Source organism: Scrofimicrobium canadense, assembly GCF_009696615.1.
Taxonomy (GTDB): Bacteria; Actinomycetota; Actinomycetes; order Actinomycetales; family Actinomycetaceae; genus Scrofimicrobium; species Scrofimicrobium canadense.
The window spans coordinates 184427-203103 of sequence record NZ_VULO01000003.1; the positions used below are offsets into that span (position 1 = coordinate 184427).

Below are 18677 nucleotides of genomic sequence, written 5' to 3' on the forward strand. Positions count from 1 at the left end.
TCGTTATGCCAGACGGCTGGCTGCAGTGGGAGCTTCATAGGCTGATTCTGAATGTTCAGCAATGTCAATGCCTCGCAATTCGTCTTCAGCGGAGATTCTCCAGCCAATCGTGTATTTGAGAATCAGTGCTATCACTAGTGTAACGACACCGGATATTAGAATCGCGACTGCAGCAATAATCACCTGAATGAGCAACTGCGCACCACCGCCGCCGTAGAAGAGCCCAGTGTCGGTCGCAAGGAAGCCAATGGCAACTGTACCAATGATTCCGCCAACGAAGTGGACACCGACAACATCGAGAGAATCATCGTAGTTGAATTTGTACTTCAAGCTCACGGCCCATGCGCAGACCAAGCCAGCAATGAGGCCAAGGATCAGAGAACCTATTGGGTCAAGAGCTCCTGCAGCGGGTGTAATAGCCACTAAACCAGCGACTGCACCTGAGGCAATACCAAGAGACGTTGGCTTTCCGGTACGTATTTTTTCGTAGATCATCCAACCGCACATGGCTGCGCCTGCAGCTGTCGTGGTATTGACCCAAGCCATTCCAGCAAGGCCATCAGCTGTAAATGCCGAACCTGCATTGAATCCAAACCATCCGAAGAATAGCAAGGCTGATCCCAACATGACCATCGGAAGGTTGTGCGGCCTCATTCCCTCTTTGTTGAAACCGGGCCGACGTCCGATCACCAAAGCAATCACAAGAGCTGCCATACCGGCGTTAATGTGCACTACCGTTCCCCCCGCAAAGTCGATAGGTGCGACGTTAGCGACCCCATCAGTAGTGCCAAAGAGCGCCGCCGCTATAGACCCCTCACCACCAGAGAGAATGCCTCCTCCCCACACCATGTGAGCCATCGGGAAGTACGCAAGGGTTACCCAGATAACGACAAAGATCACCCATGCTGAAAACTTCACACGCTCAGCAAGCGATCCTGCAATTAGTGCCGTTGTTATCATGGCGAAAGTGACCTGAAACGCCACAGACACCCACATTGGAACGCCAAAGTCATCAACTGCAGCACCATCGAAGGTTCCTAATAATCCAAATTGTTCAAATGGATTAGCGAAGACTCCTCCAATCGATTCATTGCCGTAACTCATTGACCATCCCCACAGCGGATAGATCACTGCTACTACTGCCACTACCCCGAAAGTCATCATCATCATATTGAGTACAGACTTTGCGCGGGACATGCCCCCATAAAAAAGCGCCACGGCGGGGGTCATAAGGAGAACGAGTGAAGCTGATACCAACATCCATGCGGTTGCTCCAGAATCCCACGTTGCCCCGAGGTCAATCAAACCTACTGGATCATCTGGTCCCATTTTTCTGCCTTCCTGTGGATCGGAACGGACAATCTCACAATATCGAGATAGTTTTGATCGTTTCTTTTCTTGTTCATGATTTGGACAACCTTAAATGACGACTCAATCAATCGTTGATAAATATAAAGTAATTTGTAAGTAAAGACTATTTCGTGTTCTTGACATTCGTTCTCATTACCGTCACGATTGAGCTATGACAATCCCCCCAGTTGCTTTCAATGACCTCGAGGTCTCGTATGGAGAAAACGTCGTATTGCACGGCATCACAGCATCGGTTACCCCCGGATCGTGCGTGGCGATAACGGGTAGCAACGGATCTGGAAAATCAACACTCGTGAAGGCAATTCTTGGAATAGCTCCCGTCAGTGCTGGCAGCATAAGACTTTATGGAGAGGAGAAACGAGAAAAAATCCCGTGGCGACGCATCGGATACGTGCCTCAAAGGATGTCTGTTGGGGGCGGGGTCTCTTCAACGGTTCGAGAAGTCGTATTAACCGGGTTATTGGGCCCACGACAATGGTGGCTTCCTCGAGGGGTTGAAAAGAGACTTGATGAAGTCTTGGACCATGTTGGACTCTCACATCGGAAGTCCGACGCTTTCAGTATCCTTTCCGGTGGACAACAACAGCGCGCCCTCATTGCGCGGGCACTGATTCGCCATCCTGACCTTCTCATGTTGGACGAACCGTTAACAGGTCTTGATACGCATAACCGAAAGGCTCTGGCTGAGATTGTCGGTAAACATAAGGAACAAGGACACACCAGTATGATCGTCCTCCATGAGCTGGGCGAGCTGGCACCCTTGGTCGATAGAGAATTACGCATAAGCGCCGGACATATAGTGCACGATGGTCCTTGTACTCACGCGGTACATGAGCTGCATTCACACCACGAAGAGCCAACCATGACGTCCTTTGAACTTGGAATGGATGTACTGTGATAATAGAGCTTCTCTCATCTCCCCTCATGATCCGTTCCCTCATTGCAGCTGTTCTTGTTGGATTTTCAGCACCCGTTGTAGGAACCTATTTGGTTCATCGCAGACTTTCCATGCTCGGTGATGGTATCGGACACGTCGCTCTTACAGGCGTTGCATTGGGCTGGTTGGTTGGGACAGGAATGCATGTGGTAGCACCTGATCAACTCGCAATTCCAGGTGCTATAGTCGCTTCAGTACTTGGAGCCATCGGGATCGAAACCGTGAGATACACAGGACGGGCGTCAGCTGACGTCGCTTTAGCAATTCTCTTCTATGGCGGCATAGCAGGGGGTGTTCTGCTCATGGGAATTGCTGGGGGGACCTCCACTCAACTCAACTCATACCTTTTCGGCTCCATTGCTACGGTATCGTGGTTCGACATTAGCGTGATTGCGGTACTTGCGATCGTGGTAGTAGCAGTCGGCATTGGCCTACGACCAGCGTTGTTTTCAGTGACGAACGACGAGGACTTCGCACGTTCAACGGGTCTTCCAGTCCGTTCCCTATCCATGCTTATTGCAATCTTGGCTGCCCTCACAGTAGCAATTTCTATGCGAGTCGTAGGCGCCCTATTAGTGTCGGCGCTGATGATTATTCCCGTCGCAACAGTGCAGCTATTTAGTCGTTCTTTCACAAAGACAATGCTGTTCTCCATGGCCCTCGGCGCAATCCTCTGTGTCGTCGGATTGGTCGTCACGTACACCGTAGATCTCTCTCCTGGAGCAATGATCGTCGTCATAGCTATTGCACTGTACGCCGTCGCTTCCCTACTTCGTCCTGGCGGTATCGAGGGCAGAACGCGCCGACGCTCACAAGTGAAATAACCATCATCATGCAGACATGCGTAGAATTGTAGCCTATCCTTATAAGGTGATCCTAAGTACAGGAGTGGCACGTAGTGAAACGGATGACGAGGCAGCGTAGTGCCGTATTGGCAGAGATCGCCAGACACGATGGTTTTCGCTCGGCCCAACAGGTCCACGAAGACCTGGGCGCGGCAGGCGAGAAAGTCGGGTTGGCAACCGTCTATAGAAATCTGAATGCACTTGCCGAGTCTGGACAGCTCGATACATTACGGGCTCCCGACGGTGAAGTTCTGTATCGCAGCTGCACTCAAGACAGCCACCACCACCATTTAGTGTGTCGATCGTGCGGAAAAGTTACTGAAATAGAGCCGCTTGAGGTCGAAGCGTGGGTCGCGCGTGTCGCGACTGAGCACCACTTTGCTGATTTACAGCATTCCATCGAAATCTCGGGCATTTGCGCCCAATGTCAGGAGTAACATGCCTGTTCCCAGCTGGGCCCAATCTGGTGCGCCACTGATCATTTTTCTTTTCTTTGTCGTCTTTTTTAGAGCCCAAGGCACATATTGGTTAGGTCGCGCTGTCCCCGCCGGACTAGTGAAGGCGCAAGATAAAAAGGGAGTACTGGGGGCCGTTAGCCGCTGGTTGCATGGACCCACACCGAGAAAAGGGGCGGCAATACTTGAACGGAGGGGCATTGTCGTCATCCCGTTGTGTTTCCTCACTGTCGGCCTACAAACAGCAGTCCTAGCTGGATCAGGGCTCGTTCAGATGCGGTGGCGCCGCTTTACTTTAGCGATGCTGCCCGGCGCAATAGCGTGGGCGTTCCTCTATGGGCTTGGCATGCTGGCAGTGTGGGTGGCCGCGATTCAAACAGTTACCGGAAGTCCTTGGGCGATTGCTGCTATCGCCTCGGTAGCACTCATTGGTGGCATTATATACGTGGTCAAACGTGCCAGCTCTCGCAAAATGGCCTCAATGGAAGCCATAGCGCTTGAACAAGACTGACATTAGTCCTCAATAAAAAGGTTAAGGCTGGAAGCACCACCGTGGGCTCCCAGCCTTAAGACTTTTTTGTGAGCGTATCGGTATTTCAGCGCTTTTGTTCCGTAAGTACTGGATATGGTGTGGCCGATGGAAGCTCGGCAACTTCGTCAACCACCTCGGGAACTTCACCTGCTCTCACGTCGGGTTCGTCTACTCCCACCAAGGAATAGTCGAAGGGTAGTTTTCCTGAGAGCACTTCATCAGCGCGCGCTTTGTCGAAGGTATGCGTCCACTTCCCTATCACTACTGTTGCGATGGCATTTCCAGCAAAGTTAGTGAGGGCGCGGGCCTCGGACATGAAGCGATCAATACCTACGATTATGCCCACTCCGTCAAGGAGATCGGGACGGTACGCTTGAAGCCCCGCAGCTAAAGTCGCAATTCCAGCTCCTGTGACCCCTGCAGCACCCTTTGAAGCAATAATCATAAAGACCAACAGACCAAACTGCTCGCCCAGAGGCATTCCTTTGCCCATGGCATCAGCAATGAAGATTGACGCCATCGTTAGATATATGGCAGTCCCATCAAGGTTGAAGGAATATCCTGTGGGAACCACAACGCCCACTGTTGAACGCTCCACCCCCATATGCTCCATCTTTGCCATGAGATTCGGCAGCGCGGATTCTGAGGACGACGTTGCCACGATTAAGAGGAACTCACGAGCAAGATACTTGAATAGCTTGAATACGTTGATGCCCGTCACCACTCGTAGGATTGTCCCAAGCACAAGGAATACAAATAAGAAACAGGTGATATAGAACGCGATCATAAGCAGACCAAGTTGCCATACCGCTTCCATTCCCGTTTCACCCACAACACCGGCAATAGCACCAAAGGCGCCGATGGGGGCAAGCCACAAAATCATGGTCAGCATCCGGAATACTAGCTTTTGTAGTAGGGCGATTGCGTCCAGAACTCGCTGTCCGCCAGTCCCCATGCGTTGAACAGCGAAACCTGTCAACAAAGCAATGAATAGTGTCTGCAGCACGGAGCTACCTGTGAGAGATGAGAAGATCGTGGTGGGGATCAGGGACTTAATGAATCCCCATCCACCATCCCCTTGGTCTTCGGTACTGGGTAACTCGAAAGAACCGTCTTCAGGTATATCTAAGCCTGTTCCTGGTTGGATGATATTTCCAACCGCCAGGCCAATAAAGAGAGCGAATGTTGACAGGGTAATAAAATATGCGAGGGCCAAGCCACCGGTTTTTCCTACCGTTGCTGCAGCCTTGACCGACCCAATTCCAAGCACTATGGTGCAAAAGATTACTGGGGCAATCATCATTTTGATGAGCGATACGAATATCGTTCCAAGGGGTTTGACTGCTGCACCTGCAGAGGGCCAAATGGCGCCCATCGCAATGCCCGCGATCACAGCAATAATTACCATGATGTAAAGCCAGTGTGAGCGATCCTTCTTCGGACCCTTCTGAACTATCTTTGGTCCCGTTGCCTGCCCAGCAATGGGTTTATCGAACTCAGATGAAGTACTGTGAGCCACTATTGACCTCTTCCTTGAGAGTTTTAGGGGTGTACCCGAAGCACTTTACCCTCGAGAAAGAAAAGTTTAACCAAACGGTAGTGTGAAATATGTCACAGTAGGGACTGAAGTCCTACCTTTCGCTCAGATATGCGGAAGTCTTTCCACCTTACGGTTTGCGGTAAGAACCACCCAGTTGAAGTTCACCAGACCGATACGCCTCTAATTGTTCACCGAGAAGCTGATCTAATTCCTCTATAGAGCGACGCTCAAGAAGCATGTCCCAATGCGTGCGTTGGGGTTTGAGAGGCTTTTCTTCCTCTTCCCCCTCCGTATCACCCACGAGTTCTGCTTCTTCACCACATTTGCATTCCCACACCGCAGGTGGTTCTGCTTCTGCGGCCAAAGTCACCTTAAAGTCGTGCCCCTTGGGGCACACATAACGCGCTTCAAACCTATCCGCGAAAACGACACCGTCCTCAGATTCCAGTGATTTGGAGCCAATTTGCATTCCACGCAGTGCCCGGTCAGCCAAGACAACCTCATTTAGATAGGGAACAAAAGTGCATCGATCATTGTACCACTGTGCCGCTAACTAGTTGGTACCACCGAAGCGTCTCTGCCTTCGGCCGAATGCCGTAATGGACTTCCAAAGTGCCTCACGGCCAAAATCGGGCCAAGGAATATCGACAAAGTCCAACTCAGCATATGCCAACTGCCACAGCAAGAAATTAGAAATCCTTTGTTCTCCCGATGTCCGAATCAAAAGATCCACATCTGGAACATCGGCCGCATACAAATGCCTGGCCAAAGACTTCTCATTGATGCTTGAGGCCTTTCTCCTACCGGTCTCGACTTCGAGAGCGAGGCCTCTAGCCGCGTCAGCAATCTCTGCTCTCCCACCATAGTTGACACATAACAGCAATTGAGTTCCGGTATTGGCAGCCGTAAGTTGCTCTGCGGCTCTCAACTCGCGAATGACCGACTTCCATAGTCGAGGCTCACGCCCAACCCATCGAATGCGCACACCCCACTCGTTAAGCTGCTGTGCTCGATGACGGATCACATCGCGAGAGTAGCCCATCAAAAAACGTACTTCTGAGGGCGACCTTCGCCAGTTTTCCGTTGAAAATGCATACATAGAGATATACCCAACTCCGGCTCCCACGGCTCCAGCCACGGTATCCATCAGCGAGAGCTCGCCAACCTTATGGCCTTCAGTGCGCGGAAGACCTCGCGCATTTGCCCATCTACCATTGCCATCCATGATGACTGCAACGTGCTGCGGGGCTGCTCTACACACCTCCTCCGCCGGTCGAAAAGGAGGTGCAATAGGATCGGTGAAACTCATCTTTGCTCCGATCGTAGATGTTCGACAGACCGCAAGCGCTGTTCTACATGCCATTCAGTCCACCGCGTTGCTACTGTCAAAGCGTATGCCTTTGCGGCTGGAGGAGCCATCTCGACACTCTTCCAGTCGCTACGCATGAGTGACTCAACCAGATCGCGGGTTCCTGGCGGTACCGCTAAAGCCCCCTGGCCCAGGCAAGCGGAACATACAAATCCGCCCGCTTCTGGGCTAAAGGATCGCAATCCTTCTGTGGCACCACACACTGCGCACACGCCAAATGAGGGGGTCCATCCGGCTAGGCTCATGGAACGCAGGAGGTAGGAGCTTGCTGCCATTGTTGGATCAATGCGGCCCGCAGCCAATGCAGCAAGTCCGCCATGGAGAAGCGCGAAATGCTCAGCTTGTGATTCTGCCACCCCGTCTGTGAGTTTTTGCGCCGCCTCAACCATCACTTTTGCTGCAGCAAAATTAGGATACTGCGCGGCAACGGGAGTGCCATACCCTGCAATGAGGTCTGCCTGTGTGATGGTATCCATTGCACGGCCCTTATGTAGCTGCAAATCGACAAGATTGAATGGCGCAAGGCGTGCCCCAAACCGTGATGTCGGCTTGCGGATACCTTTCGCGACCGCGCGAATCTGACCTTTCTGTTCTGCTAAAAGCACGATGATTCTGTCTGCTTCCCCTAGTTTGTAGGTTCGCAGCACTATTGCTCGGTCGCGGTAGCTTTTCACCGCAAAGCACGGTTGAGTGCAGAAATTACGGCCTTATAGGTTGCGCGAGCAATCGATGCATCGATTCCCACACCCCAGACTATTTGTCCATCGATTTCGGCTTCGATATATGAGGCAGCTTCTGCATCTTTACCGCGGGAGAGGGCGTGTTCCGAGTAGTCCCGAACTGCCATGTCGAATCCCAGTTCGGTGAGTGCATGCACAAAGGCATCGACGGGGCCATTTCCTTTAGCCTGCAGTTTCACTCTCTGGCCGCGGTCGAATAGTTCTGCTTCTAATACTGCTACATCACCGTCTGCTCGCACAGAAGTACTGCCCAGTTGGAAACGCCCCCAGGGTTCCAATCCGTGGGCGGCGGAAGCCGGAAGATAAGCATCAGCAAAGACCTTCCACAAAGTGTCAGCATCGATCTCGCCGCCGTGAGCGTCGGTGTATCGCTGCACTAAGCGGGAGAACTCAACTTGTAGCCTGCGTGGAAGTTCCAGCGAGTGCGCATTCGACATGAGATAGGCGATGCCACCCTTGCCTGACTGCGAGTTGACCCGCACAACCGCCTCGTACGTTCTGCCCACGTCATGTGGATCGATAGGGAGGTAGGGAATATTCCACGCCAGTTCGTTGTCGGAAATCCCCTTGGCAAGTTGTGCGTCCCTGACAGCAAAGCCCTTCTTGATGGCATCTTGGTGTGAGCCTGAGAACGAGGTGTAGACGAGGTCCCCCGCATAAGGAGTGCGCTCGGGTACCTTCATCTGTGTGCAATACTCGACGACGCCACGCACCTGATCTATGTCACTGAAATCGAGCTGTGGGTCTACGCCTTGCGTATAGAGATTCAGTGCCACGGTCACGAGATCGACGTTTCCGGTGCGTTCACCCTGCCCAAAAAGACATCCTTCGACTCGATCGGCTCCAGCCAAGAGCGCGAGTTCAGCCGCGGCAACGCCCGTACCACGGTCGTTATGAGGGTGTACAGAGACCACCACATGGTCACGGTGGGGAAGGTGCCGCGACATATATTCGATTTGATCGGCATACACATTGGGAGTTGCGCGCTCAATAGTTCCTGGAAGATTCAAGATAATCTCGCGATCATCCCCAGGTTGCCAAATCCCCATTACTGCATCGCAAATCTCTAGCGCCCGATCAATCTCTGTATCGATAAAGACTTCTGGAGAGTATTCGAAACCAAAAATTGTTTCGTCTCCTAGGCGTTTCTCAGCCTGCGCCATTACTTCCCTGGTGCCAGATACGGCCAAGTCGACTGTTTGCTCCCAGTTATTTCCAAATACGATATCGCGAAATACCGGAGCAGTGGCGTTATATAGGTGTACCGTGGCTCGAGGAAACCCGACCAATGATTCAACAGTCCGCTCGATAATCTCCGGTCGTGATTGAGTGAGAACTGAGATTGTCACATTTTCGGGAACTGCATCATCGTCAACGAGGGAGCGAACGAAGTCAAAATCGGTTTGCGAGGCGGCCGGGAAACCGATTTCGATTTCCTGGAACCCCATGTTCACAAGTTGGTCAAAGAGCTTTCGCTTTCTTGCCGGATCCATTGGCTCGACAAGGGCCTGGTTTCCATCTCGAAGGTCTGTTGAGAGCCACCTGGGGGCCTTCACGATGCGGTTATTGGGCCACTGCCGATCCGGCAGCGAAATGGGGTTGACATCCAAAAAAGGGCGGTATTTTCCCCTAGGCATTGCGGTTGATTGTTGTGCTGGCACTGATCCTGTTGTTTTCACTTTTTCATCCCACATACGATTAATGGATGATCGGAACTCCACATCCTCCGCGATATGCCTTCCGATCAGAAACGGGGCAAATCGCGGCGAGTAAGTAGTTCACGTGCCAATGTCATAGTTCGCAATCTAGCGAAGTGCGAGGCAATGTGCAAACGTGATACACCTCGTGGGACAGATTCATGGAGCCACATGATGTTCGCGCTTTGCGTCTTTACGATCTTGTCGCCATTTTCTTTTTTGTGCGGCAAAGTCTCCCACGGCCGAAGACGACAAGAGTAGAAGAAGAACAATCGCCATGGCAACCGGAATTAACGTCGTATCGACGGTTATTGCTTCCTTGAGTTGATACCACTGCACAAAACTGTTGATGACAGTGATGCCTTCAAAAATCATCAACGTAGTTCGCGCTCCACCGTATCCAGCCCACATCGCCCACGCTAAAGCCACCCTTATCACCGCGATCACAATCACTGTGACAACAACAATGGTGAGAATATCGTGCCCATCAAAGTCGGCGCTTCCCATAATTTCTTGGGCTTGGGGGTCAAAAAGAACAGCAAGCTCATCTCTATTGACTAGAACTTCCCATAAGAAAACCAGCGTGCTGATCAGTTGGAGCCCAATAAGACACAGAGCCCCGTACAGTGCTGGTGGACGAGGAATCCTGGCGAGTTCGACCTGCGATGCTTGATCTTCATTACTTCCGCGCGTGCGCGCAATCTGAGCGGCATTAAAGGTGGGCTGTGGAAGCTGTTCAGGTAGGTTTTCGACAGCCACGATGGGGAGCGTCCCATCAGTTTCGATTGCGTCCCCTCCTCCATTGACTGAATGATAGGCAGTGGAAAAGTCTTTCAGATACTCAACATGTAGACCTGGATCGACTGCCTTGAGGGTATCGACAACGTGGTCGCGCTCCTTGTCAATATCCGCACCAATCTTGTGAGTGACTTGGAGAGTGAAAAGCGACAAGCCCACTGCCCTGTCATAACTGGCTGCCGCCATCCATTGAACATGCCGCGAACCCCCTGGCAGCGGCCAATCATCAGGGCATTTCCAAAACCGAATGTGGTGACGCTTAGAGGGACTACCATCAACTTCCTGCTGATAGGCAAAGTCTTGCATGGAATCAAAAAGTTTCAACGTGGACACGGGAGCGGCATCATAGGATTTTCTCGCAAGGGTTGAGGCGACAATGCCCAGTGAGGAACGCAATCCTAAGGGGTCGGCCAACGTCCAACCGGCAGCTTGCATAATGCGATGGATGTCATCTTCTGTACCGTTGAATGCGAGATTCACCGGGTCACCCAAGAGGCCCTCTCCGGTGCGAGACCGCCCGATGAAATAGTTGGGGACATAGATCGCGGTGAAGAGCCTGTGCAGACGCGGCAACAGGAAATATGCAAGCGCGCCCCACAGCAGAATGAAGAAGAGTATCCACGCCCAAGGACTGCGATTTGTATCCGCGAAGATCAGCCACACTAGCCAAATAGAGGCTGCTCCAGCAAAGAGGAAGAAAAAGAGATCGATGAGGGCAGCTACGGTACGAAGAATCCCCGATTCACGATTCACCATCTGACCTCTCAAAACCCAAGTCTCCGCAGCATCTTCGGGTCACTTTGCCAATCCTTGGCCACCCTCACATGCAAACTGAGAAAAACCCGCCGACCCAGTAACTCTTCAATGTGCTTGCGTGCGCGCGTGCCCACATCCTTTAGACGCGCACCCTTACGGCCGATAATAATGGCCTTCTGTGATTCCCGCTCCACATAGATATTGACATGCACATCCAATAGTGGAGGTTTCTTCGCCCCCGGTTGCTGCTCCCTTTCGATGATTTCTTCGACCTGAACAGCAATGGAGTGCGGCAGTTCATCCCTCACCCCTTCGAGAGCCGCCTCGCGCACAAACTCAGCTATCAACACTTCGTCATCTTCTTCGGTGACATCGCCGGTGGGGTAAAGCTGTGGTGATTGTGGCATGAGGCCAATCAGCACACTGACCAATTCATCTAGGTTATCGGCTTTAGCTGCTGAAACCGGCACAATAGCGGCAAAGTCAGCGAGACTCTCAACGTTTAGGAGGTGTTGCAAGAGTTGATCTTTTGTCACGGTGTCAGTTTTAGTGACCACAGCAACTACAGGAGCTCTAAGGCCTCGTAGTTCACGCGCAATAAACTGATCACCCGGACCTACCTTTTGATCGGCAGGCAAACAAAAAGCAACGGCGTCTACGTCTGCCAGGGCTTCTCTTACCATGTCGTTGAGTCGCTTGCCCAGAAGAGTACGGGGACGATGGTATCCGGGCGTATCCACCAAGATGAGCTGGCCTTGATCCGTCGTGACAATTCCGCGAATGTTATGCCGAGTGGTTTCGGGCCGCATTGAAGTGATCGCAACTTTGTGGCCTACTAGCGCATTCGTAAGAGTCGATTTCCCCACGTTGGGGCGCCCTACCACAGAAACAAAGCCCGCGCGATAATTTTCAGTCATCCCGTTCCTCTTCCACCTTTTCCACCAGCACCGTTCCAAGTTCATGGCGGCGACCTACGTGGTATTCAGCTTCCATTCTCACCCCGAATGCCTCGCCTGTCGCACCGGCAACCGGTACTCTTCCCACTGCCCACGTGAGAAGTCCACCGACCGAGTCAACAGTTTCCTGGTCAATTTCAACATCCAGCAGTTCTTCAAGATCTCCAAGTCCAAAACGAGCCGGAACACGCCAACGCCCTGGCTCTATTTCCTCTGGTTCCATTTCGCGGTGGTCATGTTCGTCGGTGACCTCGCCTACCAGCTCTTCCAGGAGATCTTCCATGGTGACTAAACCCGCGATACCACCATATTCGTCAACAACAAGAGCTAAGTGTGTGTTCTCTGTTTGCATGGCCCGGAGCTCATCGTCGACACGCACCATCTCTGGAACGAAAGCAGCCTGGCGAAGAGCGTTACGTACCGGCACGTCCTTTTGAGCCGGATCATCCGTGAGTCGGCGAATGACATCTTTGAAATAGACAATGCCAATCACATCATCAATGTCATCTTCGATCACCGGGATGCGCGAAAAGCCCGACCGGACGAATAATCTTACTGCCTTGTCAAGACTCTTGTCTGCATCGATAACGACCATCGCAGTGCGCGGCACCATCACCTCGCGAACCAAAGTCTGTCCAAACTCAAAGACAGAACGAAGCATTTCTTTATCTTCGTCATCGAAGTCTTCAGGTTCCCCGACCTCGTCTACGATCTCGCGTAAATCATCAGCAACGGCTAACCTGGCGTCCTGCGCCTCTTCATTGGTGCGACGCTCACGGCGCCCATTGGTACGAATGAGCGGATCGAATATGTGAGAGAGTCGAACGAGAAATGCCGCGATACCTGCCCCTGCAGACGCGACCGCCACATAGTTGCGCTTCACCCACAAGACTGGCAACACCGAAACAGCAAAGAATTCCACTATTCCAATGGCGATAGTGGCGATGAGAAACGTCCCCCACCAAGACATGTTGACATCGCCCAGTAAATCAACCAGGGCAATCGTCGCTCCGACTATCGCCACGGTTTGTAGCGTCACTCTGGCACCGCGCAGCGACAGATTTGTTCGCTCTGGATACTCAACAAGAGGAACCAATTTATTTGCGCGAGGACGTCCTTCCTCAACAAGGTCCTCAACGTAGGCTCTTGAGAGATTCGCAAGAGATAACTCGACGGCAGAAAGCAAACCCGTAACAACTATCGCCGCGATTGCCGCGGCAAGGAGTACGGCCACCGGTGCCGAACCAAAAGATTCACTCATGCTTGGGCCAAGAAAGTGAGAAAAAGTTTACGTTGCAGATCAAACATGACACGTTCTTCCTCATCAGTGACATGATCATATCCAAGCAAATGCAGCATGCCGTGAGTGGCTAGCAGCAGCATTTCCTCAATATCTGAATGTCCGGCACGTGCGGCCTGCGCGGCAGCAACGCTGGGGCAAATAACAATGTCGCCCAAGTTTCCAACGAGAACCGGCCTACCGGGACGTCCTGGTTGTAGCTCATCCATGGGGAAGCTCATCACGTCCGTTGGACCGGGAAGATCTAACCATCGAACGTGTAGACGCTCCATTTCTTCTTCGTCGACAAAAAGAATCGACATTTCGACAGCAGAGCCGATATGCATCTGATCAAATACGTACTCTGCCAGTGCAGCGAACTCTGCTTCATCTAACGAATAATCAGTCTCATTAATGACTTCAGTGGTCATCGAGATGCCTCCCACCGTGAGTACGCCTCCACTATTTGCCCCACAAGTGGATTGCGAACCACATCTGCACTGGTCAAATAAGTGAAGTTGACCTGTGGGATATCTCCAAGAATGTCTTGGACAACCTGCAGACCCGACACTTTTGTCTGCCCCAAGTCAACTTGGGAATCGTCTCCAGTGACCACCATGCGTGACCCAAAACCCAAGCGAGTAAGGAACATCTTCATCTGCGCCGCAGTTGTGTTCTGCGCCTCGTCCAAAATGATGTAGGAGTCGTTAAGAGTTCGCCCACGCATATACGCCAGAGGAGCTATTTCGATCGCCCCAGCCGCCATGAGTTTTGCAAGAGTCTCTTCCTCAACAAGATCCCCCAGTGCATCAAAAAGTGGACGCAAATACGGGTCGATCTTTTCCGAAGCGGACCCGGGCAAAAACCCAAGATTCTCACCAGCCTCGACAGCAGGTCTGGTCAATACTATGCGCCGCACATGCCCCGACAAAAGCGACGCCGCCGCCTCCGCCATTGCCAGATAAGTTTTCCCCGTTCCCGCGGGTCCAATACCAAACACCACCGGATAGGAACGCAGCGCCTCTAGATAGGCTTCTTGCCCCGGCGTTTTCGCATGAACTTCCTTACCCTGGACGGAGATAGGAACACGCACCGAGGGTGCCTGCAAGAGTGCGATTGCTTGGTCGACAAGGCCGACAGTGAGACGGGTGCCCGTCTGTGCCACCGCCATCAGTTCTTCTAGCAGCCCTGCGGCAATATCGACGGTGTGTGCATCACCGCTGACAGCAAGTTTGTCACCCCGCCCAGAAATCTCTATGCCAGGAAATCCCCGCTCAATAGCACGCAATACCTGGTCCGATGGTCCAAATACGGTTACAGGGTCGACTCCCTCAGGAATCGTTATTCTCTTCACCTATGCCTCCCACTGACGATGCTAATAGCCGCCAAGGCCACAGCGCCAGCGGTAGATGCTCTGAGAACATGCGGTCCTAGCGAAACTGCAGTTGCACCGGCTTCCTCAAATGCCGCCAGTTCAGCGTCTGAGATACCACCCTCGGGACCAACGACAACTGCAATATCCATTCCAAAATCGACATCTTCGATTGCCTGAGTCGCCGTTTCGTGGCAGATGAGAACTTGGCTATACCCATCGATTGCGCGAGCTAGCTCAGTGCTCTTCATCACCGATTTTACTTCAGGAACATACGACCGACGAGACTGCTTAGCAGCCGCTATAGCCTGGTCTCTCCACTTTTTCTCCCCTTTGAGAGCTTTTTGACTATTCCACCGCACAATCGACCTGTCGGCCTGCCAAGGTATAAAAGCATCAGCCCCCAACTCCGTGCAGATTTCGACAGCCATCTCATCGCGACCAGCCTTTGCCAAGGCTTGGATAATAGTGACGTGGGGGACGGATTGAGGATCCTGCACTGTCGTGACGGCTCGCAGTGAGAGGCCGGTTGGAGTTACTTCCTCAACTTCAGCGCGTATTCGTAACCCTCGACCATTGACCACTTCGATAAGTTCACCAGGCCGGGCCCTCATCACGGTGGCAGCATGACGTCCCTCAGGCCCATCGAGTGTCAAATACTCGGCTGAGGCATCGGCATCGAGGTCTATGAATACCGGGAGTGTCACTAGGCCCCAAACTTGTTCTTGAGCCAGCCCAAGGGGCCAGCTGCACTGTCCGGAGGAGGTACGCGGGTTTCTCCCCGTTCTTGGGCAAGTTGCTCAAGGACATTGCGCTGATCAGCTGATAAATCGTCAGGAATATTCACGCCAATATGGATGCGCAAGTTACCTCTTCCCCGTCCCGTCGGACGTCCGATCCCCAAACCTTTGAGAACGATTTCTGTCTCAGGCTGTGTTCCAGCTGGAATAATGACTTCCTGCTCACCATCATAGGTTTCCAGTGAGAACACAGTTCCTAGAGCTGCCGTAGTCATCGGTATGGTGATCCGCGTATGCAAGTCGGTCCCCTGGCGAGAAAAACGGGAATCGCTCTTTTGCCGAATCTCTATGTAAAGATCGCCCGATGGGCCGCCCTCGGGACCGGCTTCTCCTTCACCAGTCAAACGCAAGCGCGCCCCGTCCTGAACGCCAGCCGGAATCTGGATTTGCAGGGTTCGTGTTGCGCGAACCCGCCCTTCCCCAGCACATTCAGGGCAGGGATGCGGAATTGTGTGTCCACGTCCCGCACAGGCTTGACACGCGATAGTGGTTTGGATCGGGCCCAAAAGGCTGTTTTGGACCGTGCGGATTGATCCAGAACCACCACAAGTCGAACAGATTGCCGGTGAAGTACCCGGCGCACAGCAGCTACCCTCACAGGTCTCACACACGACCGCGGTATCCAGGCGAATATCTTTAGTTACTCCAAAAGTGACTTCTTCGAGAGTAATCTCGACTGCTCGAAGTAAGTCCTGTCCGCGCCTTGCTCTCGTTTGGCCCATCCCACTGGAGAACCCCATCGAACCAAACATGGCTTCGAAAAGATCGGCAAATCCGAAGTTATCACCGGCACCGGCACCTGAGAAGGCTGAAGCACCTCCCATGTCGTATTCTCGGCGCTTTTGAGGATCCCGCAATACTTCGTAGGCGACAGAGACTTCTTTGAAAGCCTCTTCTGACTCAGGGCCAGCATAGTCCGGGTGTAATTGCCGAGCTTTCTTACGGTAGGCGTGTTTAATTTCATCCGCGGAGGCGTCTCGTGACACCCCGAGAACTTCGTAGAAGTCCCTCATCATCCTCTTTCTATCAACCTAGCAAGGTAGCGGGAGACTGCTTCCACCGCCGCCAATGAGCCCGGGTAGTCCATACGCGTAGGTCCGACGACCCCCACTCTAGCTTCACCCTGGTAACTGGCTGAGATCACTGAAGCTTGCGATAGCGCCTCTGACTGATTCTCAGCACCGATAGAGACCTGCAAAGGACCTGTGTGGACCTCTGCCAAAAGCCGGAGCAATACCACCTGTTCCTCAATAGTATCGAGTACCTCAGACACATCCATAAAATCTGAGCCTGATCTCGCCAGATTCGACAGCCCAGATGCCATCATTCGCATTGGCCGCTCCCGTTGGGCCAACCGACCACAGGCAAGAGCTACTTCTGTAGCAATCTCCCGTTCAGCCTCAACAAAAGACTCGGCTGCATCTGCTGCCGCGTCCGCAATCTCATCTGAGTCAAGATTGACAAGTCTTTCACCTAGCGCCTCTCGAAGCCTCTCAACAAAATCGGCAGTCACTTCGGTGTCGAGAGTCAGCGTCGTCTCTACCACGCGTCCAAGACTTGTGATCGCGACAACCAAAATCCGGTGCGAATCAAGATCAACAATGTCCAGGCGACGCAGAGTTTCACGCCCTATACCTGGAAGTGCATATTCCACCACGGCCGCAGATCCAGTGAGCTGCGCCAAAAGGCGTACAGTCCGACCGATTGTATCCTCAAAATCGACCGACTCTGAAAGAAATCTCTCAATTGCCTGACGTTGCGGCAAAGACAATGGCCGCACTTCTGTGAGGCGATCAACAAACCTGCGGTAACCGGCTTCAGTAGGAACGCGGCCAGCCGAAGTGTGCGGCTGATAAATGAATCCGGCATCCTCAAGTACACCCATATCATTTCGGATGGTCGCCGATGAAACATCGAGAGGATGCGCATTAGCCACAGCCTTCGAGCTTACAGGTTCACCTGTTGCAACATACTGCGAAACCACCGCGCGTAAAACGTCAAGTTGTCGCATTTTCGGCTCTGTCATTCTCCCCTCCTCATTCCATTCACGATTCTGGCACTTGCCTCCCTAGACTGCTAAGTCTAGTCCGGGGCCCTGATCCTAGGAAATACCAGGACCTGAATCACATTTCCTCACTATGCGGACGAATATTTCCTTGTAAAGTTCTAAGGCGTAGCGTCTTGGCCAGAAAATGCTGCATAAGTGCAGCACACTGTCACCTATCTCATAGAAGGAAGTACCTTCATATGTCTGCTACAAGCGCAAAAGAGGCGAAGCCTCTTAACTCTCCAGGCCGGGTCATCGCTGCCAGCCTAGTGGGAACCACCATCGAATTCTATGACTTTTATGTCTATGCCACGGCCGCAGTATTGGTGTTCCCCAAACTCTTCTTTCCCTCTGAAAACTCAACAACAGCCCTGTTAGCATCTTTTGCCGTATTTGGAGCGGCAATGGTTGCACGTCCCGTCGGCGCAGTCTTTTACGGACATATGGGCGACAAACGCGGACGCAAAACCACGTTGGTTGCATCCCTCATGACCATGGGCATTGCTACGTTCCTCATAGGATTCCTGCCCACGTTTGACCAGATCGGCATACTAGCGCCGGTTCTTCTGCTTGCTCTACGCCTCACACAAGGCTTTGCGATCGGTGGCGAATGGTCTGGTGCTGCGCTAGTTGCCACGGAGAACGCGCCAGAAGGCAAACGCGGTTGGTACGGTACCTTTCCCCAACTGGGAGCTCCCATCGGCTTCATCATCGCTAATGGTCTCTTTCTCATCATTAACTGGGCACTGCCTCACCCCGACGATCCACTGATGACCTCCGATGCGTTTCTAGGTTGGGGTTGGAGAATCCCCTTCATTTTCTCTGCTGTCATGGTCATTATTGGCCTGTGGGTGCGCCTTAAACTCACGGAATCTGCAGCATTCAAGCAGGCAGAAAAACAGGGAAAGATCAGCAAACTTCCTCTAGGAGAGACTCTCCGTCATCATTTCCGTGAGGTGGTACTAGGAACCTTCATTATGTTGGCCACCTATGTCCTCTTCTACCTCACCACCACATTTGCACTCACCTATGGCACCACGGCGCAAGATGCTAAACCTCCTGACTTCTGACGCGGCTAGTGCCCCGGTTCGGTCTTGAGGTAGTGGCGGAACTCTTCGGGGATATGGCTGGGTAGCGTTTGCTGGGTCCCGGCGATCTCGATTGTGACATCGCATAAGGGTTT

The 18677-nt window shown here is 52.6% G+C and carries 18 protein-coding genes and 1 pseudogene; 5 read left to right on the plus strand and 14 right to left on the minus strand.

Annotated elements, in window-relative coordinates:
- Positions 1 to 3: 3 nt before the first annotated feature.
- Complete coding sequence (locus FYJ24_RS03580) at positions 4 to 1329, minus strand: ammonium transporter (RefSeq protein ID WP_154543660.1); 1326 nt, start codon at positions 1327 to 1329, stop codon at positions 4 to 6.
- 193 nt (positions 1330 to 1522) lie between these two features.
- Here FYJ24_RS03580 and FYJ24_RS03585 point away from each other — a divergent pair, with 193 nt between their 5' ends.
- The 4 genes from FYJ24_RS03585 to FYJ24_RS03600 all read left to right on the plus strand — a co-directional run bounded on the left by FYJ24_RS03585 (position 1523) and on the right by FYJ24_RS03600 (position 4119).
- Entirely contained in the window at positions 1523 to 2269 is a 747-nt protein-coding gene (locus tag FYJ24_RS03585; protein ID WP_154543662.1) for a metal ABC transporter ATP-binding protein, read from the plus strand.
- A gap of 26 nt (positions 2270 to 2295) precedes the next feature.
- Positions 2296 to 3132, plus strand: a complete 837-nt coding sequence (locus FYJ24_RS03590) for a metal ABC transporter permease (protein ID WP_154543664.1) — start codon at positions 2296 to 2298, stop codon at positions 3130 to 3132.
- Positions 3133 to 3206: 74 nt separating this feature from the next.
- Positions 3207 to 3590, plus strand: a complete 384-nt coding sequence (locus FYJ24_RS03595) for a Fur family transcriptional regulator (protein WP_318656502.1) — start codon at positions 3207 to 3209, stop codon at positions 3588 to 3590.
- 1 nt (position 3591) lies between these two features.
- Complete coding sequence (locus tag FYJ24_RS03600) at positions 3592 to 4119, plus strand: DedA family protein (RefSeq protein WP_154543668.1); 528 nt, start codon at positions 3592 to 3594, stop codon at positions 4117 to 4119.
- 85 nt (positions 4120 to 4204) lie between these two features.
- Here FYJ24_RS03600 and FYJ24_RS03605 read toward each other — a convergent pair whose 3' ends face one another.
- From FYJ24_RS03605 to hrcA, 13 genes and pseudogenes are all read right to left on the minus strand, one after another.
- Entirely contained in the window at positions 4205 to 5659 is a 1455-nt protein-coding gene (locus FYJ24_RS03605) for a cation:dicarboxylate symporter family transporter (protein ID WP_318656503.1), read from the minus strand.
- A 148-nt stretch (positions 5660 to 5807) separates the two neighbouring features.
- A complete protein-coding gene (locus FYJ24_RS03610; protein WP_154543670.1) occupies positions 5808 to 6173 on the minus strand; it encodes an RNA polymerase-binding protein RbpA in 366 nt (121 codons plus the stop codon).
- A gap of 60 nt (positions 6174 to 6233) precedes the next feature.
- Positions 6234 to 6989: an isoprenyl transferase gene (locus tag FYJ24_RS03615; protein WP_154543672.1), complete on the minus strand. Its 756-nt coding sequence runs from the start codon at positions 6987 to 6989 to the stop codon at positions 6234 to 6236.
- Positions 6986 to 7723, minus strand: coding sequence for a DNA repair protein RecO (recO, locus tag FYJ24_RS03620; RefSeq protein ID WP_318656504.1), 738 nt, complete (start codon positions 7721 to 7723; stop codon positions 6986 to 6988). Before recO ends, FYJ24_RS03615 begins: the two co-directional genes overlap by 4 nt.
- Entirely contained in the window at positions 7720 to 9468 is a 1749-nt protein-coding gene (leuA, locus tag FYJ24_RS03625) for a 2-isopropylmalate synthase (protein WP_318656506.1), read from the minus strand. The genes recO and leuA overlap by 4 nt, the downstream gene beginning before the upstream one ends.
- A 177-nt stretch (positions 9469 to 9645) precedes the next feature.
- Positions 9646 to 11040 (minus strand): LssY C-terminal domain-containing protein, encoded by a 1395-nt coding sequence (locus FYJ24_RS03630; RefSeq protein ID WP_154543674.1) that lies wholly within the window; start codon positions 11038 to 11040, stop codon positions 9646 to 9648.
- A gap of 8 nt (positions 11041 to 11048) precedes the next feature.
- Positions 11049 to 11951 (minus strand): annotated as a pseudogene (era, locus tag FYJ24_RS03635) (GTPase Era); the annotation flags it as partial.
- A complete protein-coding gene (locus tag FYJ24_RS03640) occupies positions 11950 to 13257 on the minus strand; it encodes a hemolysin family protein (protein WP_154543678.1) in 1308 nt (435 codons plus the stop codon). The pseudogene era and the gene FYJ24_RS03640, both read right to left, overlap by 2 nt.
- Complete coding sequence (ybeY, locus tag FYJ24_RS03645; protein ID WP_154543680.1) at positions 13254 to 13706, minus strand: rRNA maturation RNase YbeY; 453 nt, start codon at positions 13704 to 13706, stop codon at positions 13254 to 13256. Before ybeY ends, FYJ24_RS03640 begins: the two co-directional genes overlap by 4 nt.
- Positions 13703 to 14629, minus strand: coding sequence for a PhoH family protein (locus FYJ24_RS13515; protein ID WP_404814689.1), 927 nt, complete (start codon positions 14627 to 14629; stop codon positions 13703 to 13705). The genes ybeY and FYJ24_RS13515 overlap by 4 nt, the downstream gene beginning before the upstream one ends.
- Positions 14626 to 15354 carry a 16S rRNA (uracil(1498)-N(3))-methyltransferase gene (locus FYJ24_RS13520; RefSeq protein ID WP_206192476.1) on the minus strand — a complete coding sequence of 243 codons (729 nt, stop codon included), beginning with the start codon at positions 15352 to 15354 and terminating at the stop codon, positions 14626 to 14628. The genes FYJ24_RS13515 and FYJ24_RS13520 overlap by 4 nt, the downstream gene beginning before the upstream one ends.
- A complete protein-coding gene (gene dnaJ / locus FYJ24_RS03660) occupies positions 15354 to 16460 on the minus strand; it encodes a molecular chaperone DnaJ (protein WP_154543727.1) in 1107 nt (368 codons plus the stop codon). The genes FYJ24_RS13520 and dnaJ overlap by 1 nt, the downstream gene beginning before the upstream one ends.
- Positions 16460 to 17473 (minus strand): heat-inducible transcriptional repressor HrcA, encoded by a 1014-nt coding sequence (hrcA, locus tag FYJ24_RS03665; RefSeq protein WP_154543684.1) that lies wholly within the window; start codon positions 17471 to 17473, stop codon positions 16460 to 16462. Before hrcA ends, dnaJ begins: the two co-directional genes overlap by 1 nt.
- 221 nt (positions 17474 to 17694) lie before the next feature.
- On the opposite strand from hrcA, the gene FYJ24_RS03670 reads away from it, so the two are divergent.
- Complete coding sequence (locus FYJ24_RS03670; RefSeq protein ID WP_154543686.1) at positions 17695 to 18564, plus strand: MFS transporter; 870 nt, start codon at positions 17695 to 17697, stop codon at positions 18562 to 18564.
- The last annotated feature ends 113 nt before the right edge of the window (positions 18565 to 18677 follow it).

What these genes read in the sequence shown, in the direction of transcription:
- FYJ24_RS03580 (WP_154543660.1), bottom strand. Translation starts at nt 1,329, where the DNA reads ATGGGACCAGATGATCCAGTAGGTTTGATTGACCTCGGGGCAACGTGG.
- FYJ24_RS03585 (WP_154543662.1), top strand. Translation starts at nt 1,523, where the DNA reads ATGACAATCCCCCCAGTTGCTTTCAATGACCTCGAGGTCTCGTATGGA.
- FYJ24_RS03590 (WP_154543664.1), top strand. Translation starts at nt 2,296, where the DNA reads ATGATCCGTTCCCTCATTGCAGCTGTTCTTGTTGGATTTTCAGCACCC.
- FYJ24_RS03600 (WP_154543668.1), top strand. Translation starts at nt 3,592, where the DNA reads ATGCCTGTTCCCAGCTGGGCCCAATCTGGTGCGCCACTGATCATTTTT.
- FYJ24_RS03615 (WP_154543672.1), bottom strand. Translation starts at nt 6,989, where the DNA reads ATGAGTTTCACCGATCCTATTGCACCTCCTTTTCGACCGGCGGAGGAG.
- FYJ24_RS03630 (WP_154543674.1), bottom strand. Translation starts at nt 11,040, where the DNA reads ATGGTGAATCGTGAATCGGGGATTCTTCGTACCGTAGCTGCCCTCATC.
- FYJ24_RS03640 (WP_154543678.1), bottom strand. Translation starts at nt 13,257, where the DNA reads ATGAGTGAATCTTTTGGTTCGGCACCGGTGGCCGTACTCCTTGCCGCG.
- ybeY (WP_154543680.1), bottom strand. Translation starts at nt 13,706, where the DNA reads ATGACCACTGAAGTCATTAATGAGACTGATTATTCGTTAGATGAAGCA.
- dnaJ (WP_154543727.1), bottom strand. Translation starts at nt 16,460, where the DNA reads ATGAGGGACTTCTACGAAGTTCTCGGGGTGTCACGAGACGCCTCCGCG.
- hrcA (WP_154543684.1), bottom strand. Translation starts at nt 17,473, where the DNA reads ATGACAGAGCCGAAAATGCGACAACTTGACGTTTTACGCGCGGTGGTT.
- FYJ24_RS03670 (WP_154543686.1), top strand. Translation starts at nt 17,695, where the DNA reads ATGTCTGCTACAAGCGCAAAAGAGGCGAAGCCTCTTAACTCTCCAGGC.